Here is a 24,941-nt window from a genome sequence, read left to right on the forward strand (position 1 = left end):
GAAAGGCGGCGGCATGGCCCGTCCGATCATCGGGATCACGTGTTACGTCGAACCGGCGAAGTTCACCGTCTGGGAGATGAAGGCGGCGCTGCTGCCGTACATGTACGTCGAGCAGGTGGCCCGCGCGGGCGGGCAGCCGGTCGTCCTGCCCCCGGCGGGCGACCCGGCCGGGCTGGCCGGGCGGATCGACGGGCTGGTCCTCGCCGGAGGCGGCGACGTGGACCCGGCCAGGTACGACGCCGAACCGCACCACACCACCGACTACATCCGGAAATTTCGTGATGAGGCGGAGTTCAGGATGGTGCGCGGCGCCCTCGACATCGGCCTGCCGTTCCTCGGCGTGTGCCGGGGGATGCAGGTGCTGAACGTGGCGATGGGCGGTACCCTCCACCAGCACCTGCCCGATGTCGTCGGCCACCTCGGGCACTCCCCCGCGCCCGGCGCCTTCGGCCGGCTCCCGGTACGGCTCTCGCCCGCCCTGGCCAAGATCTACGAGGCCGAGGAGGTGACTCCCGCGCACTATCACCACCAGGCCGTCGACCGGCTGGGCGACCGCCTCGCGGTCACCGCCGAGGCGGACGACGGCACGATCGAGGCGGTCGAGGTGGAGGGCCACCCCTTCGGCCACGCGGTGCAGTGGCACCCGGAGGCCGACGAGCACGCGCCTCTCTTCGACGCCCTGGTACGCGCCGCCGCCCGCCGAGGCCGCTAGGCGTACTGACCACGGGCCGTGGCTTCGGCGATCACGGCCCGCATCAGGTGTCCGAAGACACCCGCCGTCGCCCAGGAGCGAAACCTGTCATAGGCGGTGGACTGTGGCATCAAGGCCACGACCTAACCCGGCACAAGTCATATCCAAGGGGTGCTACCTAGCCTCTCCCTGGACGTTAGACCGGGAGCGTCCAGGTATCGAGATGCGTACGCAATATGCACCTCAGTTCTTCCCGGATTTCCACGGCGAAGGATCAAGGAATTTCTCATGCAGATCGGATATACAGTCCCGCAGTACGGTGCCTTCGCCGACCCGGATTTCATCCGGCAGGCCAGCGCGGATCTGGAGGCCATGGGCTACAGCAGCCTGTGGGCGGGTGATCGAATCATGCTGCCGCTCGCACCCAGCGATCCCTACCCGGCAGGAGACGGCGAGATCCCCCCGGCCTTCGCAACGTTCTTCGACCCGCTGACCGCATTGACGCTGGCCGCCGTCAGCACTCGGGAGGTCCGGCTGGGAACCAGCACGCTCAACGCGCTGTGGCAACCGCCGGTCCTGCTCGCCCGCATGCTGACCTCGCTCGACCTGCTCAGCCACGGACGGCTGGACGTCGGCATCGGTCTCGGCTGGCTGCGTGACGAATACACCGCGACCGGGGTGCCCTGGCAGGGGAGGGGAGACCGGCTCGAAGAGACGCTCGACCTGATGGAGGCCGTCTGGAGCAGTGAGGTGGTCGAGCACAAGGGCACGCTCTGGACCGTGCCGCCGTCGCACATCGACCTCAAGCCCCTCCAGCGGCCGCGCCCTCCGATCCTGCTCGCCGGTTACACGCCCTCGGCTCTGGAGAGGATCGGCAGGCGAGCCGACGGCTGGCTGAGCACGGCGATGCCCATGCCGTATCTGACCTCCCTGTGGGATATGGCGCTGCAGACCGCGGCACGCGTCGACCGGGACCCGTCGGCCCTGCGAATGGTGGTGCGCGTCAATCCGAAGATCACCGATTCTCCCGCGCCCGACGACCAGGTGCCGCACGCCGGAACCGTGCAGCAGATCGGTGATTACCTGCTGACCCTCGCCCAAGCCGGTGCCCACGAGGCGTTCGTCGACCTGCAGACGACGACGTCCTCGCGCGATCAGTTCCTGGACGTCGCGCATGAGCTCATCACCAGGCTGCACGCCGGCTGAGCCGGGTCGGGCTTGGCGACGTAAGCCCTCTCCTGCCGGAACAGCCGATCGAGCCGGGGTCGAGGAACAGGGGTTCAGCCCTAGGGTCGCCGCAACCGGTCCCGGGGTTGCGAACCGGTTCCGGAAGTCCCTAACCTGACCAAACGCTTGTTTGTGAGGCTCGGGCAGGAAGGTGCGCGGAGTGAGGGACTTCGACGGCAGGCCGGGCGTGGCCGTGGTCACCGGCGGTTCCGGCGGCATCGGGGCGGCCGTGTGCCGCCACCTCGCGCGGCGCGGCTCCGCGGTCGCGTTCACGTACCGGTCGAACGCGGCCGCCGCGGACGCGCTGGTGGCGGAACTCTCCGCCGGCCCGGCGACCGCCGTACCCGCCGGACGGCCGCCGGACCAGGCGCGATCAGTGAACCCCGGACGCACGGACCAGGCGGAACGCGCGGATCCGGCCGTCGTGACCGCCGCGCGCGTGGAGCTCACGGACGCCGACGCGGTCGCCGCCTACGTCGAGTCGATCGTCGCGCGGTTCGGCGCGATCCACACCCTCGTGCACGCCGCGGGCCCGCACGTGCCGATGGTCCACCTCTCCACGGTCAGCCCGGCGGCGCTCACCGAGCAGCTGAACGCCGACGTCACCGGCTTCTTCACCGTCGCGCGGTGCGCGCTGCCCGCCCTGCGCGCCTCCCGGGGGTCGATCGTCGCCGTCACCACCGCCGCGACCCGCCGGTACCCCGTCCGCGACGGCCTGTCGGCCGGGCCGAAGGGCGCGGTGGAGGCGCTCGCGCGCGGGCTGGCCGCGGAGGAGGGGCGCTTCGGCGTCCGGGTGAACTGCGTCGGCCCCGGCATGCTCACCGACGGCATGTCCGCCCGCCTGCTGGCGTCCGGCGACCTGGACCAGCGCGCCCTCGACGTGGCGATGGGCAACATCCCGCTGCGGACCTTCGGCTCCGCCGACGACGTCGCCGAGGCGGTCTGCTTCCTCGCCTCCGACCGGGCCCGATTCGTCACCGGACAGAAGCTGGACGTCGACGGCGGCTACGGCATCTGACCCCTTGGCCATTTCACTCCTGGGCCAGCAGCCGGGCGAGCGGCAGCCTCTGGGCGAGCAGCGCGGGGGCCACGGCGGCGAGCGCGGCCAGCGCGATCGCGAGAGCCCCGGCCACCCCCGCCCCCGCGATCACAGCGACGGGCAGCTCACCGGCCAGGGCGAGCGACGCGGCGAGACCCAGGACGGCTCCGGTGAGCGCGCCGGCCAGACCGATGGCGACCCCCTCCGTCACGATCAGCCGGGCCATCGCGCCGCCCGACCACCCGGTGGCCCGCAGCGCCGCCAGTTCGGCGTCCCGCTCCCGGATGCCGAGGTAGAGAACGTCGGCCAACGCCAGCGCGGCCAGCGCGAACATGACCGCGATCGCGACATAGTCGGCCGTGCGCGCCTGCAGGACGACCGCGTCCCCCAGCAGGGAGCCGATGACCCGGCCGCGGAAGCCGTACGTCACGCCGAGCAGCAGCGTCAGCGCGAAAACCGCCACCGTCAGCGTCGACGCGCCGAGCAGGGCCCGGCCGGGCGCCCGCGTCAGCCCCGCGAGCGCGAGTCCGGTCACGCCTCGCGGCGACCTCGCCCGCCCCGGCAGCCGGACGGCCGGACGGACGGCCTCCACCGGCGGCACCCGCGACGCCTGCCAGGCCGGCACCAGCCCCGCGAGCAGCGCGAGGAGCAACGCCGCGGGCACGGCCAGCCAGGCTCGCACGCCCGGATCGGGCAGACCCGCCCACGACGACAGCGGAGCGGCCAGCGCGGCGGACAGGCCGCCCGCGAGCAGGCCGATCACGCCGACCTCCGTGAGCACCGCGCCGAACATCCGGGGGCGCGACCAGCCGAGGCAGCCGAGCACGCCCAGCTCGACCCGGCGGGCCCGTACGGCGGCCGACGCGGCGTTCACCACGAACATGCCGCACACGGCCAGGATGAGCGTGAAGAGGATGACCGACTTGCGGTCGGCCGCGGTCAGGATCCGGTAGGCCACCCCCTTGTTCACCCACCCCTCCTCAAGAGTGAGCGCGGGCCGTCCGTACGACCCGGCGGGCAGCTCCACCGTCATCGGCGACGGTGACGAGCCGATGGTGATGTCCACGTCCAGGCCGGTCGCCGCCACGATGTCCCTGGCCACCTGGCTGATCCGCTCGCGGCTGACCGCGTCCGGACCGGTCACTCCCGCGACGCGGACCCGGACCACGCTGAGCGGGGCCGTGCCCCCGGTGACCGAATTGATCCGTCCCAGCCCTTCGAGGTTGGTCAGCAGCAGGGGCGGCGTCTGGAGATATCCGCCGACGTTGTCGTTCGGCAGCAGGTTTCGCCCGCCGAGCAGCTTCTCCGTACGGCTGTCGCCGGGCCGGGCGGCGGGCGGCTGGTACGTCTCCATCGGCAGCCCCGCCAGCTCACTGAACCCGGGCAGCTTCTCCGGGTCGAACCGCCCGATCACCCGGGTCGACAGCGTGTCCCAGTCCGGCAGGAACGTGGGACGCAGCGGCCGGAACTGCGCGTCCGCCGCACCGATGGGGGCGTTCGCGTGCCCCTCCCAGCCGAGGAAGAAGTTCGCCGTCTCCCCGAATGCCTTGCCCAAAGCCGGGTCCCTCCAGATGGCCGGATCGTCGCCCACCGGCACGGCGGCGACGTGCCGGTCTCCCAGCTCCCGATACTCGGTCGACCCCGCCGTCCAGAAGCGGGTGAGGGCCATCGACATCTGCCCTTTCGGGATGTTCTGCCACCCGTCGAGCATGCTGTCGTAGGCGCCCGCGGCGTCCAGCGTCACCCGCTTGACGATCTCGCCGTCCTGCGCGGCGAGGTACTTCTTCAGGGCCTTCACCGGCGTCCCCTTGACGACCTCGCCCGCGGCCTCGGCGGGCAGCCTGCGGATCACGACCTCGTCCCGCTGGTCGGCGTACGGCCGCGCCGCGGCGAGGAGCACGATCTCCTTGCCGCCTCCGGTCGGCGGTATTTGGTACTCCTCCTCCGTTCTGAGGTAGCGGCCGGCGACCACGGCCTCGTCCAGCCCCGCCAGCCGGGCCTCGGCGTCCGGATCGACGGCGGCGAGCAGGAAGGGGAACTCCTGGTCGACGCTGACGACGGCCCGTCCCGGGGTCCCCCGGTGGCTCCACATGTCCTCGGTCGTCGTTCCCAGGCCGTACGCCGTGCTCGTGGACCAGTACCCGATCTGCGCGCCCCCGTCGAAGGGGAACGTCTTCTGGTTCGCCCAGCCGCGCTCCTTCCGGTCGAGCAGCGACGGGCCGAGCGCGACCTCCCGTCCCGATGCCAGGTTCTCCTTGGCGAGCAGCCTGACGTCACCGCCGCCGCTGCGCTTGTTGAGGGGCACCCGGACCGGCCGGCGGGTGACGTACTGGTAACGCGGCCCGCCGTAGGAGATCCGGGTGAGCCCGCGGTCGGTGACCCGGGTCTGGTCCACCCGCAGCATGGTGCGGTCACCCTTGTGGAGCACGTCGGTGACGTCGACGCTGGCCGAGCCGCCCTGGGTGACGTAGCCGACCATGCCGATCGGCGCGGCGACGTCCACGCCGTTGATCCGCTTGATCTTCTCGTACTGGTCGAGGGTGATGCCGCCGAAGATGCCCGACAGGTAGTTCTGCCGCACCAGCGAGCGGGTCCGCTCCAGCTCGGTGGTCGACCCCTTGGGACGGACCAGGATGTCGTACTGCGCGCGGAAGTTCTTCCCGACGGTCCCGACGATCTCCAGGCGCTGGGTCTCGGCCGTTCCGGTGAGCACGGTGAACCCGGTGGCCGCGACGAGGATGCCGGCCAGCAGCACGAGGGAACGGCCCAGCTCCCGGCGGAGCCGGGCCCACGCCAGGCGGATCATCCGAGCCGTCCGATCCGGTCGAGCACGTCCTGCGATGGCGTGAGCCGCTCGTCGGAGACGACCTTCCCGTCCTTCATCCGTACGACGCGGTCGCAGACAGCCGCCAGCTCCGGGTTGTGCGTGGCCATCAGCATGGTCATGCCGTGCGCCTCCCGCAGCGTGAGCAGCAGATCGACGATCTCGTGTCCGGTGGCGCTGTCGAGGTTGCCAGTGGGCTCGTCGGCGAGCAGCAGCGGCGGCCGGGCGATGAGCGCTCGGGCGATGGCGACCCGCTGCTGCTGGCCCCCGGACAGCCGGCTCGGCAAGGCCGAGGCGCGGTCGGCCAGCCCCACGGCCTCCAGCAGCTCCATGGCCCGGGCTCTGCGGTCGAAATCCACCCGTCGGGGAAGCACGGGGGCCAGCACGTTGTCCAGCACGCTGAGCGCGGGCAGCAGGTGGAAGCGCTGGAAGACGAACCCGATACGCCGGCGGTACCGGTCGAGTCCCCGCCGTGAGAGGTCGTGGACGCGTTCGCCGTCGACCACGATCTCACCGGCGTCGGGCGGGTCCATCGCGCCCACCAGATGGAGCAACGTCGACTTCCCCGCGCCGGACGGCCCCATGAGCGCGACCGCGCTTCCCGGCTCGACGTCCAGGCTCACCTCGTCGAGCGCCACGGCCGACGCGTACTTCCGGGTGACGCTTCGCAGGCTGACTTCGACTCCCATGGCCGGTACATTGTCACAATGTAGGGCAGCATGGGAGGTCCTACATTGTCACAATTGAGGAAGGTGGCTCCGGATGCCGCTCAGCCACGCCGTCCTGACCCTCCTCGCCGACGGCCCCAGCCACGGCTACGAGCTGAAGACCAGGTTCGAGGCGGCCGTCGGACCTCAGTGGGGCGGGCTCAACATCGGGCACCTGTACCAGATCCTCGACCGCCTGGTCCGGGACGGGCACGTCGTCCGCGACCACATCGCACAGAGCGACCGCCCCGACAAGACGATCTACCAGCTCACGCCCGGAGGCGCGGAGGAGCTGCAGACCTGGGCCACCACCCCATGGGTCCGCACCTCCGGCTTCCGCGACGAACTGTTCCTCAAGCTCCTCGGGGCGAGCCGGCTCGGCTCCGAGGCGCTGGCCGCGTTCGTCTCCGCCCAGCGACAGGCCCACCTGGCCGACCTCGGCGCGCTCACCAGGCAGCGCCGCGCCCACTCCGGTGACCCGCTCGTCGCGCTGCTCATCGACGCCGCCGCCGCGCACATCAAGGCCGACCTGCAGGTGATCGACTCCGCCGAGGAACGCCTGACCGGCCTCACCTCGGGAGACGTCCCGATCCACACCGCCACCACCACCGGCGACCAGGCCACCGCCTGAGGAGCCTGCGGCTGTCACCCGCGGCAAGGTCGCCGGGAGGCAGGGAGAAGTGAACGGCCCGTGTGGATCAGTTGTCGGGATATAGTGCAGGCGATTTCGGTCACATGGCGAAAAGCGTCACTATCTGGTCAGGTGGTAGGTGGAGGACCAGTCAGTGCTCGGTGCGGTGGGCATCGGCGATTTCGACGAACAGGTCTACCGATTCCTGCTCCGCCACCCCGACCGCACCGTCGCCGACCTGGCGGGCTCGCTGCGGGTCAGCACCGCACGGGTACGGCACACGCTGGCCCGGCTGGCCGAACTCGGACTGCTGCGACGCACCAGGCCGGGCAGGTACGAGCCGGTGGCGCCCGAGGCGGCGCTCGGATGGCTGATCGACAGGCGCCGCTTGGAGGCCGAGGCGGGACTGGCCGAGGTCCGGACCACGGTCGCCGACTTCGCGCAGCTCTACCAGTCGGGCCGGCTGCGGGCCGACCCGGCCGGCCTGGTGGAGATCCTCTCGGGCGAGGACGCGGTGAAGCGGCAGATGACGGAGTTGAACAGGGCGGTCACGTCGGAGTTGCTGGTGCTCGACCGGCCGCCCTACCTGGGGTGGCCCGACGACTCGGTGGACACCAACGAATCGGAGATCGCCAGCACCCGGGAGCTGATCGCACGGGGGGTGGACATCCGGGTCGTGTACTGCCCTGAATCCCTGGAACGCCCCGGCCGGTTCGAGACCCTCCTCCGGCTGGCCGAGGGGGGTGAGCGGTCCAGGCTCCTGCCCAGCCTGCCGTTCAAGCTGCGGGTCGCCGACCGGCGGCTGGCACTGATGCCCCTGGTGGACGGCGTCTACGACAACGTCGCGCTGATCCGCCCCTCCGGCCTGCTCGACGCGCTCATCGAGCTGTTCGACGCCTACTGGGAGCGCGGTCAGCCGCTCACCGGCGCCCCGCCACCGGTCGGCGACAGGCCGGACGAGGAGGACCTCCTGGTGCTCCGGATGCTCAATGCCGGGCTGAAGGACGAGACGATCGCCAGGCAACTCGGGGTGAGCGCGCGCACCGCCACCCGCCGGATCGCCGCGGTCGTCGAACGGCTGGGCGCCACCACCAGGTTCCAGGCCGGTGCCGAAGCGTCAGCGCGTGGCTGGCTCTGAGGGAGGCACATGGTCCGCTGGATCCATCTGTCCTCGTTCACATCGCACCGATCGATCCTCCGGCTCGCGTGTCGTGATCCACGAGCGAACCAATAGGACGGGTGATTCCATCGCCCGGAAAAGGCTGTGCCCCGGGTGGCCTGCGATGCAGAGGCAACACCGGGGCTTAGGTGACTCACCGTATCCCGACGAGCAGCTCAGAGCCCCCCGCCGGGAGCGGGCCGAGTGATCGTCGTCGGATCATCAGTACGAGTGGTCAGGGCGGCCAGGTAGTCGTCCAGGAGCTCGACTTGCCGCTGTGGCGGGAACGCCGCCGGGTCGAACAGGGCCTGGACCACCAGGCCGAGAATGAAGGACTGAGCGCCGGCCGCGATGTGCGCGGGGTCGCCAGGAGGCAGGTCGCCGAGCTTCTGGGCCGCGGCCACCCGCTCGCGCAGCCCGTCGCGGCTTTGCGCGTACTTGCGGGCGTAGTCGGCGCCCAGGGCGGGGTCGGAGAGCGCGGCGTCCCAGGAGGAGACCCAGATTCGATTGCTGTCGGCGGCTTCAGGGGTCAGCGGCAGGATGTCCAGCAGTGCGTCCCTGAGGGCGGCCAGACCTTCCCCCGTGTGGCGGCGGGGACGGGAGACGGTGCGCTGTTCGAGTAGATCGAGGGCGTACGCCACCAAGGCCTGTTTGGTGGGGAAATAGTGCGTGAGCAGGCCGGTGGTCGCGCCGAGTTCGGCGGCGACGGCACGCAGGGTCAGGCCGGCGAAGCCGCGAGTGGCCATGACCTGCCAGACCGCTTCGGAGACGTCGCGTCGGCGGGCTTCGTGATCTCCCTTGGTGCGTGACACGCTGCCACGGTACATTGCCATAACGCTTGTTATGTGAATGGGGAGGCCCTCATGTTCTCGCTGCCGCTGCGCGACGGTGCTCGCCTTGGTGGGCTGGAGGTCTGGCATGCCGAGGAGTTCGCCGACCATCTGGATCGGGCTCGCGAGCACATTCGCCCGTGGGTCGGGTCCGCGTTCGTCACCGACGACATCGACGGGGCGCGGGCCACGCTCAAGCGATATGCCGAACGCCAGGCCGCCGACGGTGCCCGCATATATGGCATCTGGCGGGACGGAGTGTTGGCCGGCGGTGTGATGTTCACCGATTTCAATACCGCTCTCGGCTCGTGTGAGATCGGTTGCTGGCTGGAGCCGTCCGCTGAGGGCCACGGCCTGATCACGCAGGCGTGTGGCGTGTTGCTGGACTGGGCGTTCACGTCCCGGGGGCTGCACCGGGCCGAGTGGCATTGCCGGGCCGACAACGACCGCAGCTCAGCGGTGGCCAAGCGGCTCGGCATGACGCTGGAGGGCGTGCGACGCGAGGCATGGCCATACGAGGGTGTGCGCTACGACAAGCAGGTCTGGGCGGTCCTTGCTCCCGAATGGCGCGCCCTGGGCCGGTGACCGGCTGACCGGTGGCGCACGGGACACCGCGAGCGTCATGTCCCGAAGCCCCACGCCCACCCACAGCCGGCCCGGATCGCGCGGCGAGCGCCGAAGGCCGGGGGCCTTCGGGCCGTCACGTGCGAATGGTGATGTCCGCGCCGGTCAGGCCGGTCGCGGCTCGGGGGTCGGCGCCTCTCGGTTCCGGACCGGTCTGGTCGCCTGCTTCATCACGCACGACGGCATCCCCGCCGTCGCGCGCGCCGGCCGGCGCCTCCACGTCCAGCGGCTGCGCGTACTCCCGGTCGATCCGGTCCTGAACACGCCGCAGCCGCGCGAGGTCGCCCCGGCGGTGCGCCTCGTTGAGTGCGCGCGTCCACGAAGGGTGACACATGAGAGAACTCCTTTCATCGATGCCTGCGAGCATCTGGGCCGCACGCCGGGTAGCCACCACGGGACAGAAGGGGCGGAGCCGGGTGCGGCCGCGCCACCCGGCTCAACGCGACGCGGTCTCCCACGCGAACCCGTCCGGGTCGGCGAAGGACCCGATGTCACCGCCGATCACGAGCCGGTGCGATCCGGTGCCCTCGGGAGAGACGCCGGCGTCCTTGGCAAGGGCACGGCGCCCGTAGAGCGCCAGCTTGACGGGACTCGACCCCGTGGCGAACTCGACGTACTTGCGGCCGAAGCTCTTCGCCACGGCCAGGCCACGGTCAACGTAGAACCGCCTGCTCGCGGCCACGTCCGCCGCTCCCAGCAGCAGCACGATCTCGTCGATCTGCCGGGTGGCCGGGCCGGTGTCCTTCTTCGCCGAGGTCGCGACCTTCCAGATCGTCCCGTCCGGGGCTTGGACGACGCCGCCGTAGCCCCAGAACGACTTCGTGACCGGCTTCACCGGCGATGCGCCGGCGTCCAGAGCGGCGCCGATGAGACTGTTGACGTTGGCCGGCTGGGACACCGTGAGCGACAGCGTGAACCCACGGAAGCCGGTCGTCGGCGCCTCCGAGGCCCGCAGGCGCACCGGCGAGTCCAATCCGAAGGCGTCGGTGTAGAAGCGTTCGACGGCGGTGGGGTCGGCCACCTCAAGGGTGACGGATTCGATGGAAGCCATGGCGATGACGCTAGTTGCGGCCCCCTGACCGGCGCTTCTCGATTCCTGATCGCTCTGTCGCCCGCTTCGCCACTCCCGCCGCCCGGCGGCCAGGAACTGCCCGAGGGCGCCGCCGAAGAGCAGCCGCCGACGAACTGTTCACATTCACGATGGATCAGGAGGAGTCCGGCGACACAGTGATCACCTGGCTGGCCGTCGGGTATCACGACATCTACCGATCGTGAGAGGACCGGTTTCGCGCGGCCGCGTCCGACCACTAGGCTGGCGGGGCACCGAATGAACCCGTGCGGGAGAGCGTCCTGACAAGCCGGTCAGGTCCCCTGAAGGAGCAAGCCCTCCCCGCGAACCTCTCAAGGCAAAGGACCGTGCGGGCCAGGTGACCTCTGGAAAGCAGGCCGTGACCGGCCTCGCCGAAGGTGAAAGTCCGGCAAAAAACGGACGAAGCTCTCAGGCACCGATGACAGAGGGGGAGGATGCTCTCATCCGTCTTCCTGAGGTGCGATCATGTCACGATCTACCCCGTTGCGTGAGGTTCACGAAGGCCTCGGCGCCACGCTCACCGACTTCGCGGGATGGCAGATGCCCCTGCGCTACGGCAGCGAGTCGGCCGAGCACAACGCGGTGCGCACCGCGGCCGGGCTGTTCGACCTGTCCCACATGGGCGAGATCCACGTCACCGGCCCGCAGGCGGGAGAGGCCCTGGACTACGCCCTCGTCGGCCACCTGAGCGTGCTCGAGCCCGGCCGGGCGAGATACACGATGATCGTCGCGGAGAACGGCGGCGTGCTGGACGACCTCATCGTCTACCGGCTCGCGCCGGAGGACTTCATGGTCGTCGCCAACGCGTCCAACTACGCCAAGGTCGCACAGGAGCTGACCGAGCGCGCGAAGTCGTACGACGCCCAGGTCGAGGACCGGTCGGACGCGTACGCGCTGGTCGCGATCCAGGGGCCGAACAGCACCGCGATCCTCGGCAAGCTGACCGACGCCGACCTGGTCGGACTCAAGTACTACGCGGGCCTCCCCGGCACGGTCGCCGGGTTCGAGGTCATGATCGCGCGTACCGGCTACACCGGCGAGGACGGGTTCGAGCTGTTCGCCCGGCCCGAGGACGCCGCCGGGCTGTGGAACGCCCTCACCGAGGCGGGCGCGGAGCTGGGGCTGCGGCCGTGCGGCCTGTCCTCCCGCGACACCCTCCGGCTGGAGGCGGGCATGCCCCTGTACGGCAACGAGCTGTCCGCGGAGATGACGCCCTTCGACGCCGGGCTGGGCCGGGTCGTGAAGTTCGACAAGCCGGGCGACTTCGTCGGGAAGGCCGCGCTGTCTGGGCACCCGGCCCCCGAGCGGCGCCTGGTCGGCCTGGTGGCGCGCGGCCGACGGGTCCCCCGCCACGGATACCCGGTCACGCGGGAGGGCGAGGTCGTCGGCGTGGTGACCAGCGGTGCGCCTTCACAGACTCTTGGCAAGCCCATCGCCATGGCGTACGTCTCGGCCGACGCCCTCGAAAAGGGAAATCTGGCCGTGGACATCCGTGGCAGCCAAGAGCCCGTTGACGTCGTTGATCTGCCTTTCTACAGGAGGAGCAAGTGAGCAGCATCCCCGAAGAGCTGAGCTACACCAAGGAGCACGAGTGGGTGGCCGGCGTTGACGACGGTCTCACCGTGACGGTGGGTGTGACCGCGTTCGCCGCGGAGCAGCTCGGTGACGTGGTCTTCGTGCAGGTGCCCGAGGTGGGCAGCACTGTCGAGGCCGGTGACGCGGTCGGCGAGGTGGAGTCCACCAAGTCGGTGAGCGACATCTACGCCCCGGTCGGCGGCGAGATCGTGGAGACCAACCCGGCGGTCGTGGACGACCCCTCGCTGGTCAACTCCGACCCGTACGGCGAGGGCTGGCTGTTCCGCGTACGTATGGAGGGCGAGCCGGAGGACCTGCTCTCGGCCGCCGAGTACACCACCCTCACCTCGGGCGAATCCTGATATTCCCTGAGATTTCCAGATAAGGGCATGGATCATGGCGATCAGTGTCTTCGATCTGTTCAAGGTGGGCATCGGGCCGTCCAGCTCCCACACGGGCGGCCCGATGGCCGCGGCGCACAAGTTCGCCCGCGGCCTTCACCAGGACGGTCTACTTGAGAAGACCTCGCGCGTCGAGGTCATTCTGTACGGCTCGCTCGGCCTGACCGGCAAGGGCCACGGCAGCGACAAGGCGGTGCTGCTCGGCCTGTCCGGGGAGAAGCCCGAACTGGTCGACGTGGACACGGTCGACGCGCGGCTCGCCGCCATGCGGGAGTCGGGCACGGTCACCTTGTACGGCTCCCGCGAGATCCCCTTCGTCGTCGGCGACGACCTCGTCTTCGAACGCAAGATCACGCTGCCCCACCATCCGAACGGGATGCGGTTCACCGCCTTCACCGACTCGGGCGAGATCCTGCGCGAGAAGATCTACTACTCGGTCGGCGGCGGGTTCGTCGTGGACGAGAACGCCACCGGCGCCGACCGCATCAAGCCGGACGACACCGTGCTCCCCCACCCCTTCACCACGGGGGCGGAGCTGCTCGCCCGGTGCTCGGAGACCGGCCTGTCGATCTCCGCGCTCATGTTGGAGAACGAGCAGGCCTTCGGCCGCACGCCCGCGCAGATCCGCGAGGGGCTGCTGCACCTGTGGTCGGTCATGGCCGAGTCGGTACGGCGCGGCACCACCATGGAGGGCGTCCTCCCGGGCGGGCTCAAGGTCAGGCGGCGGGCGAACCAGTTGTACCGCCGCCTGCAGACCGAGGCCGACCGCGACCCACTGCGCGCGATGGACTGGGTGACCCTGTTCGCGCTCGCGGTGAACGAGGAGAACGCGGCGGGCGGCCGGATCGTCACCGCCCCGACGAACGGCGCGGCCGGCATCATCCCGGCGGTGCTGTCGTACTACACGCGGTTCGTCGAAGGGGTCGACGACGACGGCGTCGTGCGCTTCCTGCTCACCGCGGGGGCGATCGGGGTGCTCTTCAAGGAGAACGCCTCGATCTCCGGCGCCGAGGTCGGCTGCCAGGGTGAGGTCGGGTCGGCCTGCTCGATGGCCGCGGCCGGGCTCACCGAGGCGCTCGGCGGCACCCCTGAGCAGGTCGAGAACGCCGCCGAGATCGGCATCGAGCACAACCTGGGCCTGACCTGCGACCCGATCGGCGGACTGGTTCAGATCCCGTGCATCGAGCGGAACGCGGTGGCGTCGGTCAAGGCGATCGCCGCGTCCCGCATCGCGCTGCGCGGCGACGGCCGCCACTTCGTGTCGCTCGACAAGGCCATCAAGACCATGCGTGACACCGGCAGGGACATGCTCGACAAGTACAAGGAGACCAGCCGGGGCGGCCTCGCCGTCAACGTCATCGAGTGCTGATCAGGCGCCCGGCCACGGCGGTGACCAGGCCGGTGTCGTCCGCGAGGTCGGTGGCGCCGAGGACGAGCAGGAGCGCCCGTACGGCCTCCGCGTCCCGGCGTCCCGACCAGGCCGCGCGCAGCCGGGCGGCCGCGGGGTCGTCCGGCTCGTCGTCGTGGGTGTGCCGGGCCCACGCGGCGAGCGCCGACTCCAGCACCGGGTGTCCCCGCCGTGAGCCCCGCGACTCGCGGGACCGCCGGGAAACCGCCGAGAACGGAGGGAAGCGCGATGGGTGAGCCGCAGCCGCGGGGCGCGATCACGCTCGGAGAGACCATGGCCCTGCTCACCACCGAGCGCACCGGTCCGCTCCGGCACGCGCCGAGCATGGCCGTCGGCGTCGGCGGCGCGGAGAGCAACGTCGCCATCGCGCTGCGGCGGCTCGGCGTCCCCGTCACCTGGATCGGCCGGGTCGGCGCCGACGGTTTCGGCGACCTGGTGCTGCGCGAACTGCGCGCCGAGGGCCTCGACGTACGCGCGATCGTCGACGACGGCGCGCCCACCGGCCTCATGGTGAAGGAACGGCGCACCAACCAGTCGCTGAACGTCTGGTACTACCGGGCGGGCAGCGCCGGATCGCGGCTGAGCCCCGCCGACGTGGCCGAGGACGCCATAGCCGGCGCCGCGCTGCTGCACGTCACCGGCATCACTCCGGCGCTCTCCGACTCCGCCGCCGAGGCCGTGCGCCACGCGGTCGGCCTGGCCCGCCGCCACGGCGTCACCGTCTCCTTCGACGTCAACTACCGGGGCAGGCTCTGGAGCCGGGCACAGGCGGCCGAACGGCTGTCGGGCATCCTGTCCGACAGCGACGTGGTCTTCGCCGGGATCGAGGAGGCCGAGCTGTTCGTACCCGCCAAGGACGACCCGCTCGACCTCGCCGCCGCCCTCGCCGACCTCGGGCCGACGCAGGTGGTCGTCAAGCTGGGCGCCGAGGGGTGCGCCGCGCTGGTGGACGGCCGTCCGCTGGTCCGCCCCGCCGTACCCGTGGAGGTGCTCGACCCGGTGGGCGCGGGCGACGCCTTCGTCGGCGGATACCTCGCCGAACTGCTGGCCGGCGCGCCGCCCGAGACCCGCCTGGACACCGCCGTCACCGCCGGGGCGTTCGCCTGCACGGTCTCCGGCGACTGGGAGGGCCTGCCCACCCGCGCCGAACTCGGGCTCCTCACCCGCCAGGAGGGCGTCACCCGCTGAACCCTGCCTATTGTCACGCCTCCGGCGTGACGGCGCTCGGCGCCTCAAGGCAACGCCTTTCTTCACAGGATCATGCTTTATCCTGGCGGTTCCTGATTTGTCGGTCGGTTAGGCAACCGCAAGGGGGAAGGTGTCCTCGTTCCTGCGGTCGCACCTGGCGTTCGCCGCCGTGCTCGTGCTCGGCGTGGCGTTGCGGGCGCTGGCCGTGCTCGGCTACCGCCCGGCGCTGTGGTTCTGGGCCGACTCGTTCGCGTACCTGAGTTCGGGCCTCGATCTGCGCCCGCTGGCGTCCCGCCCGTCCGGCTATTCGCTGTTCCTGTGGCTGCTCAGCCCGCTGCGCGACATCCAGGCCGTCGTGATCGTCCAGCATCTGCTCGGGATCGGCATCGCCGTCCTCGTCTACGTCATGCTGCGCCGCCGTACGGCACTGCGGGGATGGATCGCGGCGCTGGTCGCCGCGCCGATCCTCCTGGACGCCCACCAGATCCAGCTCGAACACCTGATGATGGCCGACCTGCTGTTCACCTTCCTGGCCGTGGCCGGGGTGGCGATCCTGGTGTGGCGGCCGAAACCGTCCGTCACGGCCGCGGCCGCGGCGCTGTTGGTGCTGGCGCTGGCGACCGTCACCCGGACCATCGGGCTGCCGCTGATCGTCATCGCCGCCGGCTGGCTGCTGCTGACCCGGGCGGGCGCGCGAGCGCTGGTCTCGGGCGTCGCGGCGGCGGCGGTCGTCCTCGGCGGCTACGCCGTCTGGTTCCACAGCGCCCACGGCTCGTACGGCATGGGCGGCAGCAGCACGTGGCTGTGGTCGCGCACCATGACGTTCGCCGACTGCGCCAAGATGGACCCCGCTCCGCGCCTCACCCCGCTCTGCCCCACCGAGCCGAGACTGGCCGCGCCCGCCTACATCTGGGACGCCACCTCCCCGCTCCAGCGCGTCGGAGCGAAACGGGAGGAGCTGGCCGGCGAGTTCGCGTCGCTGGCGATCCGCAGCCAGCCGCTCGACTTCCTGCGCACCGGGTTGAGCGACGCCCTCTGGGCCTTCGAGTGGGAGCGCCGGGTCTACCCCTCCCCCGGGCCGCAGAGCGCGTACGTCTTCCCTGATTCGGCGAAGCCGTTCCCCGACAAGATCGCGTCCGCGGGGCGCACCGCGACGCAGCTCACCACCGCCTACCAGGGCTCCTCGGGCGAGACCCGGGTGGTGGAGCCGTGGGCGGGGTGGCTGCGCGCCTACCAGGAGCAGGGCTACCTGCGCGGGCCGTTCCTCGCGGTCATCCTGCTGATCGGGCTGGGCGGCCTGCTCGTGCGGCGGTGGGCCGTGATCCCGCCGCTGGCCGCCGCCGCGGCCCTGCTCTTCGCCCCGCCGATGATCGCGGCCTTCGACCACCGCTACATCGTGCCGGTGGTGCCGCTCGCCTGCCTCGCGGCCGGGCTGGCACTGGGCGCCCGCCGGTCAGCGGCGCCGGATGTGCAGCCTGACCAGCGTCGGAAGGTCTCCGCGGCCGACCATGCTGCGCACTCGTGACACCGCCTCGGCGTTCAGCCGGCCGATCACGTCGGCCGGGTCCGCCTCGGGCAGGAGGTCGATGCTGATCCGCATCCTGCTGTCGCCGACCAGCCGCACGTACAGCCTGCCGATGCCCTGAACGCCCTTGAGCGCCACGCCGAGCATGGCGATCCCCGAGCCGGTACGCGTGCCGATCCGCCCCCAGCCGAGGGCGACGAGCAGCCAGCGCGTCGCGACGATGCCGATCACCAGGGGTACGAGAACGCCGAAGGGCCGCGCCCAGGCGTTCTCGGTGAAGAAGCTCAGGTCGAGCACCGGGTCCCCGGGCCGCTCGCCCGCGGCGAGCAGCACGGCGACGCCGCCCACCAGCAGGGCCAGGCCGACCACGAGGATGCCGACGCGGTTTCCCAGGTACGCGCGCATCGTCACACCCTCGCCCGGCGCAGCCGTACGACGACGTCCTGACGGCCCTGGACGCCGAGGCCGGCGAGCCGGTCCCCGACGGCGGTGCCGACGGCGCGGAGCAGCTCGCCCGCGCCCTGCGCGCGGGTGACGACGGTCACCTCGATGCGCCGCGGGTGGATGTGGACACGGGCCGCCTCGACCCCCTCGACCCCCCGCGCCGCGCTCGCCAGCGTACGGCGCAGGCCACTGCGGGTGAGGCCGATCACGAGATGCGGGTCGGTGGTCTCCACGGCGACGAGCCGGGGACGCCCGGGGGTCAGTGCGAGGGCGACCAGCAGCGCTCCGAGGACGATCATCGCGCTCGCCACGCTCCGGACGGCCGGGTCACCGAACGTGAGCGAGAGCAGGCGGCCCAGCCGGGGCCCCGCCGGGGCGCCGAAGAGGCTCCCGATGCTCACCGCGAGCACGGTCCACGCCGCCGTGGCGATCACGACGGAGACCAGGACGCCCGCGGGAGCGCGCCCGGGCCGCAGCGCGCGGACGGCGTTGCGCCGCAGCGTGCGCTGTTCCGTTCGCCCCGACGCTGACGGGGAGGCCGCGAGGATGTCCTCGACGATGCTCATCGGGCCGATCACCACTTCCCGTGTACAGGCATGCTCACGTGCATATGCGTACACCGCAAAAGATCGGCGGGGGTGATGCACCACTCCATCGACTGAATCTTGGAGGTCCGCCGCCGCAAAATTTGCCCCGCGATTAATGTGAACCCGACTCATATATTCCGGAAGAGCGGTACTAAGCTGCCGACATGGACGACCGACAGCGCTTGGACCGGGCCACCGCTCATCTGGAGGCGCCGTTCGCGGTGCTCGACCTCGACGCGCTGCGGTTGAACGCGGAGAGCATGGCCCGCCGGGCGGCCGGCAAGCCGATCAGGGTGGCCAGCAAGTCGATCCGCTGCCGCCCGATCCTCGAACGCGTCCTCGCGATGGAGGGATTCGCCGGGATTATGGCGTTTACCCTCCCCGAGGCGCTCTGGCTGGTCTCCACGGGGATGCGCGATGTGCTCGTGGCCTACCCGACCACCGACCGCCACGCCATCCGCGCCCTGGGCGCCGACCCGGTCGCGGCCCGGGAGATCACGCTGATGGTCGACTCTCCCGAGCACCTGGACCTGCTCCAGGGCCAGCCCCACGAGATCCGGGTATGTCTGGACATCGACGCGGCGTTCGTCGCGTTCGCCGGCAAGCTGCGGGCGGGGGCGCTGCGCTCCCCTCTGCGCGAGCCCGCGCAGGCCGCGGAGATCGCCGCCGAGATCGCCCGGCGTCCCGGCCTCCGCCTCACCGGACTCATGGCGTACGAGGCGCAGATCGCCGGCGTCGGCGACAAGATCCCCGGCCCGTACGGCACGGTCGTCCGCTGGATGCAGGCGCGTTCGCGCCGCGAGCTGATCGTCCGCAGGGGCCGGATCGTGCAGGCCGTACGACGGGTCGCCGACCTGGAGTTCGTGAACGGCGGCGGCACCGGCAGCATCGAGACGACCGTGCGCGAGAAGGCGATCACCGAGGTGGCCGCCGGGTCCGGCTTCTTCCACCCGCGGCTGTTCGACTTCTACCGCAACTTCGACGGGCACCCGGCGGCGCTGTTCGCGCTGCCCGTGGTGCGCAAGCCCGCGCCCGGCATCGCGACGGTGCTCGGCGGCGGCTACCACGCCTCGGGGTCCCCCGGGCCGACGCGACTGCCGCAGCCGTACCTGCCGGCCGGGCTGCGGTACGACGCCAACGAGGGCGCGGGCGAGGTGCAGACGCCGCTGCTCGGCGACGCCGCCTCCGACCTGCGGGTCGGCGACCGGGTGTGGTTCCGCCACGCCAAGGCGGGCGAACTGTGCGAGCGGTTCGCCAGCCTGCACCTGATCGAGGGCGACCGGGTGGTGGAGGAGGTCCCCACCTATCGGGGCGAGGGCAAGACCTTCCTCTGACTCATGCGAAGACCCCTGATCGGGAGTCTCCGATCAGGGGTCCTGGTGCGTTCTGGCGCTCTGCCGGCTCGCCGGCGTGCGGTCAGCTCCGCCTGCGACGGCGGAGCAGGAGGACGGCGGCGCCCACGACAAGGGCCGCGCCCACCACCATCAGAACAGGGCTGATGTCCCTGGGCGGGTACTCCTCCCAGACACCGGCCTGCCCCTCCTCGCCCGGCCTGACCTGCCGATGCTGGCCCCCGACCAGGCGCTCCGCGTTCGCCTTGACCTTCGCCACGCTCCGCTCGGCGACGCGCTTCGGGCTCACCCGGTCAGCTATGGCGTCGACCGTACGAGCCAGCTCCACTCGCGTACGCTCGATCTCCCGCTCAAGCGCATCGGGATCGGTGTCCGCCATGGCGACCCCCTCCTGTGGTACTAAATGTCCGATCAGTCTGCCAGTTCACGTGGCCGCGTCGTACGGCGGCCGACCCGGTAGCTTTATAAGCGCCTACCCGCATCCTCGCGGGTCACCCGCGTTGCGCGCGAACCATGGGCTTTTCCGTCCAATAGCAGGAGGACTTGATGAGCAGGCTCGAGCCGGGCGACGCCGCACCGGACTTCACCCTTACCGACGCCGACGGAACTGACGTCTCGCTCGAGTCGTTCCGCGGCAGGAAGGTCGTCCTCTACTTCTACCCGGCCGCGATGACGCCCGGCTGCACCAAGCAGGCGTGCGACTTCCGCGACAACCTGAACGCGCTGACCGGCCACGGCTTCGCCGTCCTCGGTGTGTCGAAGGACACCCCGGCCAAGCTCCAGCGGTTCCGCGAGCACGACGCGCTGACCTTCCCGCTGCTCTCCGACCCCGGCCTGGACGTCCACAAGGCGTACAGCGCGTACGGCGAGAAGCAGAACTACGGCAAGACGATCATGGGGGTCATCCGGTCCACGTTCGTCATCGACGCCGACGGCAAGATCGAGAAGGCGCTCTACAACGTGAAGGCCACCGGTCACGTCGCCCGCCTGCTCAAGGAGCTCGGCGTCTCCTGACCGCGTAAGGAGGCGTGTCGCGGTCGCCGGGCCGCCCGAAACGGCGGCCGCGCGGCGAGCGGGCCGGGCCGAGGCGGCCACCGGCCCCGCCGACGACAGCACGGCGGTGTGGGCGCGGCGACGCTGTGTGGGCGGCGCACACGTCGCGATCCCATATTCCGGCGGCGGCCGAACGGGGGACACACCACATATCACGGAACGGCGGTCGTCTATACCGTCACGGGCAGATGTCGGGCCTGTGAACGAGGAGCCGCTCGTGATCCCACTCCCCGACGGCGGAGCGCCGCTGTCCTCCCCCCAGAAACACTCGCCGAGCCGCCCCGCGACCCGCCCGCCGGGACACCCCGGCCGGCGGGTGTCCGCCTCCCTGCCCGTCGTCGCCGCCCTCACGGCGCTCGGGCTGATCGCCGTCCTGCTCGCCGGGGCGCGTCCTGCCCGCGCCGCCGGACTGGAGAAGGTCACCGGGTTCGGATCCAACCCCGGCGCCCTCAACATGTGGGTCTACCGCCCCGACGGGCTGCCCGACGGCGCGCCCGCCGTGGTGGCCCTGCACGGCTGCACCCAGACCGCCAATGACTACTTCACCAACTCGGGATGGCGGAAGTTCGCCGACCTGCACCGCTTCGCGCTGATCCTCCCCGAGCGGATCGACGCCACCGCCTTCCCCTCCAACTGCTTCCTCTGGTACCAGGAGGCCCACATCAAGCGGGGCCAGGGGGAGGCGCTGTCCGTCGCGCAGATGGTCGGCCACGCCACCGGCGCCTATCATCTCGATCCCGCGCGCATCTCCATCACCGGCCTGTCGGCGGGCGGCGCGATGGCCGCGGTCATGCTCGCCACCTACCCCGACCTGTTCCGGGCCGGCTCCGTCGTGGCCGGCCTGCCGTACCGATGCTCTCCGCCGGCCTCGTCGAGCACCTGCATGACCGGGGCGGTCGCCAAGACCCCGGCCCAGTGGGGCGACCTCGTCCGGGCCGCCTATCCGGGGTACGCGGGACCGCGCCCCAGGGTCGCCGTCTGGCACGGGCAGGCCGACTACGTCGTCAACAAGGCCAACGGCGTGGAGCTGCGCGACCAGTTCACCGACGTGGCCGGGGTCGGCCAGACGCCGACGTCCACCGAGAGCCTGCCCGCCGGCACCACCCTGGAGCGGTACGGCGACGACGCGGTCCGGTTCTACCAGGTCGCCGGGATGGGGCACGGAACTCCGGTGGATCCCGGCGGCGCGGCCGACCAGTGCGGCACCGCGGGGGCCTACTTCCTCGACACCGTCTGCTCCGCCTATTACGACACCCGGTTCTTCGGCCTCGACGGCTCCCCCACCCCCAGCCCGTCGGCCAGCCCCACACCGAGCCCGACGCCCACACCCACACCCACGCCCAGCACGTCGCCGTCGCCGTCACCGTCACCGTCACCGACGCCGACGGCGACCCCGAGCGCGGTCTGCGTGACCGCCAGCAACTACGCCCACACGGTCGCGGGCCGGGCCTACCAGGCGGGCGGATACACCTACGCCAACGGATCCGATGACGCCATGGGCCTGTGGAACGTCTTCGTCACCCACACGCTCCGGCAGACCGGACCGGGCTACTGGAAGCTCGCCGACGGCCAGTGCTGAACCCCCCGGCGGCCACCCGCCTGTAGCACCACCCGCCACGTGGCGGACCGACACATCGCGCCCACGTCACGTATGGACCGGACACGCCGGCCCGCCGACTCCCCCATCGGCGGGCCGGCCCGCGCGCACGAGAACCGGCGGAGCGAACTCGGAAGCACCCGGCGGGGCCGCGAGATGGCTGGGCCTAACACCACATCCCCGCCCGTTGTGGGGACAGAGCACATGGAACCGCGATCACGCTTTGCCTAGCCTTTCCGCCAATCCGGTCAGGTTCTCCGCCTGCGCTTTCCCGATCTCCCCCCATGCCTGCAGAAAAGAGTTGACCATGGGTCGTAAGAGTCACCCGGTCCGGCTTCCCGCGGCGCTGACCACCGCGGCGGTCCTGCTCCTCGCCGCGGCGTGCGGCAGCCCCGGCACCGCCGGCTCGGGAACCGGCGGCGGCACGGAACCGATCAAGGTCGGTCTCGTCTACTCCAAGTCCGGACCGCTCGCCTCGTACGGCAAGCAGTACATCGAGGGCTTCCAGGCCGGGCTCGACTACGCCACGAACGGAAGCAAGAAGATCGGCGACCGGACCGTCGAGGTCACCGAGGTGGACGACGCCGGAGACCCGGCCAAGGCGGTGTCCGCGGCGAAGGACCTGATCGGCAAGGGATACAAGATCCTCGCCGGCTCCACCTCCTCCGGCGTCGCGACCCAGGTCGCGCCGATCGCCGAACAGAACAAGGTGCTCTTCGTCTCCGGCCCCGCCGCCACCGACGCGGTCACCGGCGCCGGCACGTACACGTTCAGGTCCGGCCGCCAGACCGCGCAGGACATCAACACCGCCGCCGCCTTCATCGGGGACGTCCAGGGCAAGAAAGTCGTGGTCTTCGCCCAGGACAGCGCGTTCGGCCAGGCCAACGTGGCCGGCGTGCAGGCCGTGCTCGGCGCCAAGGGCGGGAAGGTCGAGCCGCTGCTCGTCCCGGCGAGCGCGACGGACTTCACGCCGTTCGCCACCCAGGCCAAGGAGGCCAAGGCCGACCTGCTGTTCGTCGCCTGGGCGGGCACCACCGCGCAGGCGATGTGGACCGCCCTCGGCCAGCAGGGCGTCTTCGACGCGACGACCGTCGTGACGGGCCTCGACATCACCGCCACCTGGCCCGCGTACGGACCGGTCGCGGACAAGGTCAACTTCCTGTCGCACTACTTCGCCGACGCGGCGGGCACCGACGTCGAGAAAGCCATGACGGAGCGCGTCACCAAGGCCGGCGGCGCCGTCGACCTGTTCACCGGCGACGGCTTCACCGCCGCCCAGATGATCGTGCACGCCGCCGAGAAGGGCGACGACCCCGACGCGATGGTCAAGAGCCTCGCCGGATGGAGCTTCGACGGCGTCAAGGGCGCGATGACCGTACGCGCCGAGGACCACGCCCTCCTCCAGCCGATGTTCCAGGCCAAGCTGACCGGCGGCGCGACCCCCACCGCCGAGGTCGTCAAGAAGCTCGACGCCGACGCCGTCGCGCCCGCGGCGGCCGCGCAGAAGTGACCGGCACCGTCGCCGCCCCCGCCCGGCCGGTCCTGCGCGTACGCGGGCTGAGCTGGGCGGTGGGCGGGGCCCACATCGTCTCCGACGTCGGCTTCGACGTGGCCGAGGGCGAGTTCGTCGCCGTCATCGGCCCGAACGGCGCCGGCAAGACCTCGCTGTTCAACCTGATCTCCGGACTGACCCGGTCGACCGGCGGCACGATCGAGCTGGACGGCCGCGACATCACCCACGCGCCGCCGCACCGCCGCGCCCGCCAGGGGCTCGGCCGCACCTTCCAGTCCTCCAGCGTCTTCCCCGCCCTCACCGTCGCCGAGAACGTACGGCTGGCCGCCGCGGCGCACCGCGGCACCTGCCTGCGGATCTGGCGGCGCGCCGAGTCGGACCGCGCGGCGTGGCTCGCCACCGCCGAGGCCCTCGAACGCGTGGGGCTCGCCCACCGGGCCCGCGAGACCGCCGGATCGCTGTCCCACGGCGACAAGCGCAAGCTGGAGATCGCCATCCTGCTGGCCACCGACCCCCGCCTCATCCTGCTGGACGAGCCGATGGCCGGGGTCGGCGTGGCGGACGTGCCCGCGCTCACCGAGGTGATCCGGTCCGTCCACCGCGAACAGGGCCGCACCGTGCTGATGGTGGAGCACCACATGGACGTCCTGCTCGGCCTCGCCGACCGGGTCGCCGTCATGCACCACGGCAGCCTGCTCGCCCTCGACGCGCCGGACGCCGTCATGGCCGACCCGGTCGTGCAGGAGGCCTACCTCGGGGAGGCGCTGTGACACCGCTGCTGGAGATCGCCGACCTGCACGTGCGGATCGGCAGCTCGCACATCCTCCAGGGCATCGGCTTCGCCGTACCGGCCACCGGCGTCACCGCCGTGCTCGGACGCAACGGCGCGGGCAAGACCACCACGCTGAAGGCCGTACTCGGCATCGTGCCGAAGACCGGGAGCGTACGCCTGGACGGCGAGGAGATCGGCGCACTGCCCACGCACGCGATCGTCCGGCGCGGCCTCGGCTACGCGCCCGAGGACCGCGGCATCTTCGCCGGGCTGACCGTCACCGAGAACCTCCGGCTGGCCGAACGCGGACGCGGCCCGCACCGATACGACCTGGTCTACGAGATGTTCCCCGAGCTGAAGCAGCGGGGCGCGCAGCGCGCGGGCACCCTGTCCGGAGGCCAGCAGCAGATGGTCGCGATCGGCCGCACGCTGCTCAACGACAACCGGATGCTGCTGGTCGACGAGCCCACCAAGGGGCTCGCGCCGAAGATCGTCACCGAGGTGGCCGACGTGCTGGAACGCGCCGCCCGCGAGGTGCCCATCCTGCTGGTGGAGCAGAACCTCGCACTCGTACGGCGGATCGCCGACCATGTCGTGGTCATCGAGCAGGGAACCGTCGTCCACACCGGCGAGGCCGCCTCCCTGCTCTCCGACCCCGACCTCACCCGCGAACTCCTGGGGGTGGCGTGACCTCTTCCGCACTC

25 protein-coding genes, 1 pseudogene and 2 riboswitches are annotated in these 24,941 nt (G+C 71.3%); of the genes and pseudogenes, 17 read left to right on the forward strand and 9 right to left on the reverse strand.

Translation table 11 applies throughout. The features are described from left to right. Nucleotides 1-13: 13 nt before the first annotated feature. The 3 genes from AWQ71_RS00530 (at nucleotide 14) to AWQ71_RS00540 (ending at nucleotide 2,936) form a co-directional block, all read left to right on the forward strand. Nucleotides 14-712 carry a gamma-glutamyl-gamma-aminobutyrate hydrolase family protein gene (locus tag AWQ71_RS00530; protein ID WP_067124791.1) on the forward strand — a complete coding sequence of 233 codons (699 nt, stop codon included), beginning with the start codon at nucleotides 14-16 and terminating at the stop codon, nucleotides 710-712. Between the two features lie 267 nt (nucleotides 713-979). After that, nucleotides 980-1,897, forward strand: coding sequence for a TIGR03619 family F420-dependent LLM class oxidoreductase (locus tag AWQ71_RS00535; RefSeq protein WP_067124794.1), 918 nt, complete (start codon nucleotides 980-982; stop codon nucleotides 1,895-1,897). Nucleotides 1,898-2,078: 181 nt separating this feature from the next. Beyond that, the gene (locus tag AWQ71_RS00540; protein ID WP_067124797.1) at nucleotides 2,079-2,936 is read left to right on the forward strand and encodes an SDR family NAD(P)-dependent oxidoreductase; all 858 of its coding nucleotides are present in this window, start codon (nucleotides 2,079-2,081) and stop codon (nucleotides 2,934-2,936) included. Between the two features lie 13 nt (nucleotides 2,937-2,949). Here the strand turns inward: AWQ71_RS00540 and AWQ71_RS00545 are convergent, their stop codons facing one another. Further along, nucleotides 2,950-5,763, reverse strand: coding sequence for an FtsX-like permease family protein (locus tag AWQ71_RS00545; RefSeq protein ID WP_067124800.1), 2,814 nt, complete (start codon nucleotides 5,761-5,763; stop codon nucleotides 2,950-2,952). After that, on the reverse strand, nucleotides 5,760-6,470 hold the full coding sequence (locus AWQ71_RS00550; protein WP_067124802.1) for an ABC transporter ATP-binding protein: 711 nt from the start codon (nucleotides 6,468-6,470) through the stop codon (nucleotides 5,760-5,762). The genes AWQ71_RS00545 and AWQ71_RS00550 overlap by 4 nt, the downstream gene beginning before the upstream one ends. A gap of 73 nt (nucleotides 6,471-6,543) precedes the next feature. On the opposite strand from AWQ71_RS00550, the gene AWQ71_RS00555 reads away from it, so the two are divergent. Together AWQ71_RS00555 and AWQ71_RS00560 are read left to right on the forward strand one after the other, a co-directional pair. Then, nucleotides 6,544-7,119 (forward strand): PadR family transcriptional regulator, encoded by a 576-nt coding sequence (locus AWQ71_RS00555; RefSeq protein WP_084258258.1) that lies wholly within the window; start codon nucleotides 6,544-6,546, stop codon nucleotides 7,117-7,119. 139 nt (nucleotides 7,120-7,258) lie between these two features. Beyond that, nucleotides 7,259-8,257 (forward strand): helix-turn-helix domain-containing protein, encoded by a 999-nt coding sequence (locus AWQ71_RS00560; protein WP_218001587.1) that lies wholly within the window; start codon nucleotides 7,259-7,261, stop codon nucleotides 8,255-8,257. A 197-nt stretch (nucleotides 8,258-8,454) separates the two neighbouring features. On the opposite strand, the gene AWQ71_RS00565 is transcribed toward AWQ71_RS00560, so the two are convergent. Further along, on the reverse strand, nucleotides 8,455-9,090 hold the full coding sequence (locus tag AWQ71_RS00565; protein WP_218001588.1) for a TetR/AcrR family transcriptional regulator: 636 nt from the start codon (nucleotides 9,088-9,090) through the stop codon (nucleotides 8,455-8,457). A gap of 51 nt (nucleotides 9,091-9,141) precedes the next feature. Between AWQ71_RS00565 and AWQ71_RS00570 the strand changes: the two genes are divergently transcribed. After that, nucleotides 9,142-9,693 (forward strand): GNAT family N-acetyltransferase, encoded by a 552-nt coding sequence (locus AWQ71_RS00570; protein ID WP_067124808.1) that lies wholly within the window; start codon nucleotides 9,142-9,144, stop codon nucleotides 9,691-9,693. 244 nt (nucleotides 9,694-9,937) lie between these two features. Here the strand turns inward: AWQ71_RS00570 and AWQ71_RS44835 are convergent. Next, a pseudogene (locus tag AWQ71_RS44835) lies at nucleotides 9,938-10,066 on the reverse strand (AraC family transcriptional regulator); the annotation flags it as partial. Nucleotides 10,067-10,168: 102 nt separating this feature from the next. Then, nucleotides 10,169-10,783 carry a VOC family protein gene (locus tag AWQ71_RS00580; protein ID WP_067124812.1) on the reverse strand — a complete coding sequence of 205 codons (615 nt, stop codon included), beginning with the start codon at nucleotides 10,781-10,783 and terminating at the stop codon, nucleotides 10,169-10,171. 277 nt (nucleotides 10,784-11,060) lie between these two features. Continuing rightward, nucleotides 11,061-11,159: riboswitch (glycine riboswitch) on the forward strand. Next, nucleotides 11,160-11,257: riboswitch (glycine riboswitch) on the forward strand. A 30-nt stretch (nucleotides 11,258-11,287) separates the two neighbouring features. Here AWQ71_RS00580 and gcvT point away from each other — a divergent pair. Genes gcvT through AWQ71_RS00595 form a run of 3 tightly spaced genes read left to right on the forward strand, consistent with a single transcriptional unit; the run spans nucleotide 11,288 to nucleotide 14,167 of the window. Continuing rightward, a complete protein-coding gene (gene gcvT, locus AWQ71_RS00585) occupies nucleotides 11,288-12,373 on the forward strand; it encodes a glycine cleavage system aminomethyltransferase GcvT (RefSeq protein WP_067124814.1) in 1,086 nt (361 codons plus the stop codon). After that, nucleotides 12,370-12,759, forward strand: a complete 390-nt coding sequence (gene gcvH / locus AWQ71_RS00590; RefSeq protein WP_067124821.1) for a glycine cleavage system protein GcvH — start codon at nucleotides 12,370-12,372, stop codon at nucleotides 12,757-12,759. The genes gcvT and gcvH overlap by 4 nt, the downstream gene beginning before the upstream one ends. Before the next feature lie 34 nt (nucleotides 12,760-12,793). Then, nucleotides 12,794-14,167: an L-serine ammonia-lyase gene (locus AWQ71_RS00595; protein WP_067124824.1), complete on the forward strand. Its 1,374-nt coding sequence runs from the start codon at nucleotides 12,794-12,796 to the stop codon at nucleotides 14,165-14,167. Here AWQ71_RS00595 and AWQ71_RS00600 read toward each other — a convergent pair. After that, on the reverse strand, nucleotides 14,154-14,363 hold the full coding sequence (locus tag AWQ71_RS00600) for a hypothetical protein (RefSeq protein ID WP_067124827.1): 210 nt from the start codon (nucleotides 14,361-14,363) through the stop codon (nucleotides 14,154-14,156). The two genes, AWQ71_RS00595 and AWQ71_RS00600, sit on opposite strands and share 14 nt — an antisense overlap. Before the next feature lie 71 nt (nucleotides 14,364-14,434). Between AWQ71_RS00600 and AWQ71_RS00605 the strand changes: the two genes are divergently transcribed. Together AWQ71_RS00605 and AWQ71_RS00610 are read left to right on the forward strand one after the other, a co-directional pair. After that, the gene (locus AWQ71_RS00605; protein WP_067124830.1) at nucleotides 14,435-15,394 is read left to right on the forward strand and encodes a sugar kinase; all 960 of its coding nucleotides are present in this window, start codon (nucleotides 14,435-14,437) and stop codon (nucleotides 15,392-15,394) included. 130 nt (nucleotides 15,395-15,524) lie between these two features. After that, entirely contained in the window at nucleotides 15,525-16,919 is a 1,395-nt protein-coding gene (locus AWQ71_RS00610) for a hypothetical protein (RefSeq protein ID WP_067124833.1), read from the forward strand. Here AWQ71_RS00610 and AWQ71_RS00615 read toward each other — a convergent pair. Further along, on the reverse strand, nucleotides 16,848-17,324 hold the full coding sequence (locus tag AWQ71_RS00615) for an Asp23/Gls24 family envelope stress response protein (protein ID WP_067124836.1): 477 nt from the start codon (nucleotides 17,322-17,324) through the stop codon (nucleotides 16,848-16,850). The genes AWQ71_RS00610 and AWQ71_RS00615 overlap by 72 nt on opposite strands. 2 nt (nucleotides 17,325-17,326) lie before the next feature. Further along, nucleotides 17,327-17,929 carry a DUF6286 domain-containing protein gene (locus AWQ71_RS00620; protein ID WP_157570119.1) on the reverse strand — a complete coding sequence of 201 codons (603 nt, stop codon included), beginning with the start codon at nucleotides 17,927-17,929 and terminating at the stop codon, nucleotides 17,327-17,329. Between the two features lie 185 nt (nucleotides 17,930-18,114). Between AWQ71_RS00620 and AWQ71_RS00625 the strand changes: the two genes are divergently transcribed. Next, on the forward strand, nucleotides 18,115-19,284 hold the full coding sequence (locus tag AWQ71_RS00625) for an amino acid deaminase/aldolase (protein WP_067124842.1): 1,170 nt from the start codon (nucleotides 18,115-18,117) through the stop codon (nucleotides 19,282-19,284). A gap of 82 nt (nucleotides 19,285-19,366) precedes the next feature. On the opposite strand, the gene AWQ71_RS00630 is transcribed toward AWQ71_RS00625, so the two are convergent. Next, nucleotides 19,367-19,681, reverse strand: coding sequence for a DUF3618 domain-containing protein (locus tag AWQ71_RS00630; RefSeq protein WP_067124845.1), 315 nt, complete (start codon nucleotides 19,679-19,681; stop codon nucleotides 19,367-19,369). Nucleotides 19,682-19,848: 167 nt separating this feature from the next. Here AWQ71_RS00630 and bcp point away from each other — a divergent pair, with 167 nt between their 5' ends. The 5 genes from bcp to AWQ71_RS00655 all read left to right on the forward strand — a co-directional run bounded on the left by bcp (nucleotide 19,849) and on the right by AWQ71_RS00655 (nucleotide 24,927). Next, nucleotides 19,849-20,316, forward strand: coding sequence for a thioredoxin-dependent thiol peroxidase (bcp, locus tag AWQ71_RS00635; RefSeq protein WP_067124848.1), 468 nt, complete (start codon nucleotides 19,849-19,851; stop codon nucleotides 20,314-20,316). A 256-nt stretch (nucleotides 20,317-20,572) separates the two neighbouring features. Next, nucleotides 20,573-21,934, forward strand: coding sequence for an extracellular catalytic domain type 1 short-chain-length polyhydroxyalkanoate depolymerase (locus AWQ71_RS00640; protein ID WP_245658044.1), 1,362 nt, complete (start codon nucleotides 20,573-20,575; stop codon nucleotides 21,932-21,934). Nucleotides 21,935-22,259: 325 nt separating this feature from the next. After that, complete coding sequence (locus tag AWQ71_RS00645; RefSeq protein ID WP_067124851.1) at nucleotides 22,260-23,462, forward strand: substrate-binding domain-containing protein; 1,203 nt, start codon at nucleotides 22,260-22,262, stop codon at nucleotides 23,460-23,462. Beyond that, nucleotides 23,459-24,235, forward strand: coding sequence for an ABC transporter ATP-binding protein (locus tag AWQ71_RS00650; RefSeq protein ID WP_067124854.1), 777 nt, complete (start codon nucleotides 23,459-23,461; stop codon nucleotides 24,233-24,235). The genes AWQ71_RS00645 and AWQ71_RS00650 overlap by 4 nt, the downstream gene beginning before the upstream one ends. Next, the gene (locus AWQ71_RS00655; RefSeq protein ID WP_067124856.1) at nucleotides 24,232-24,927 is read left to right on the forward strand and encodes an ABC transporter ATP-binding protein; all 696 of its coding nucleotides are present in this window, start codon (nucleotides 24,232-24,234) and stop codon (nucleotides 24,925-24,927) included. The genes AWQ71_RS00650 and AWQ71_RS00655 overlap by 4 nt, the downstream gene beginning before the upstream one ends. Nucleotides 24,928-24,941 lie beyond the last annotated feature (14 nt).

The organism is Microtetraspora malaysiensis (assembly GCF_001528665.1).
GTDB lineage: Bacteria > Actinomycetota > Actinomycetes > Streptosporangiales > Streptosporangiaceae > Microtetraspora_A > Microtetraspora_A malaysiensis.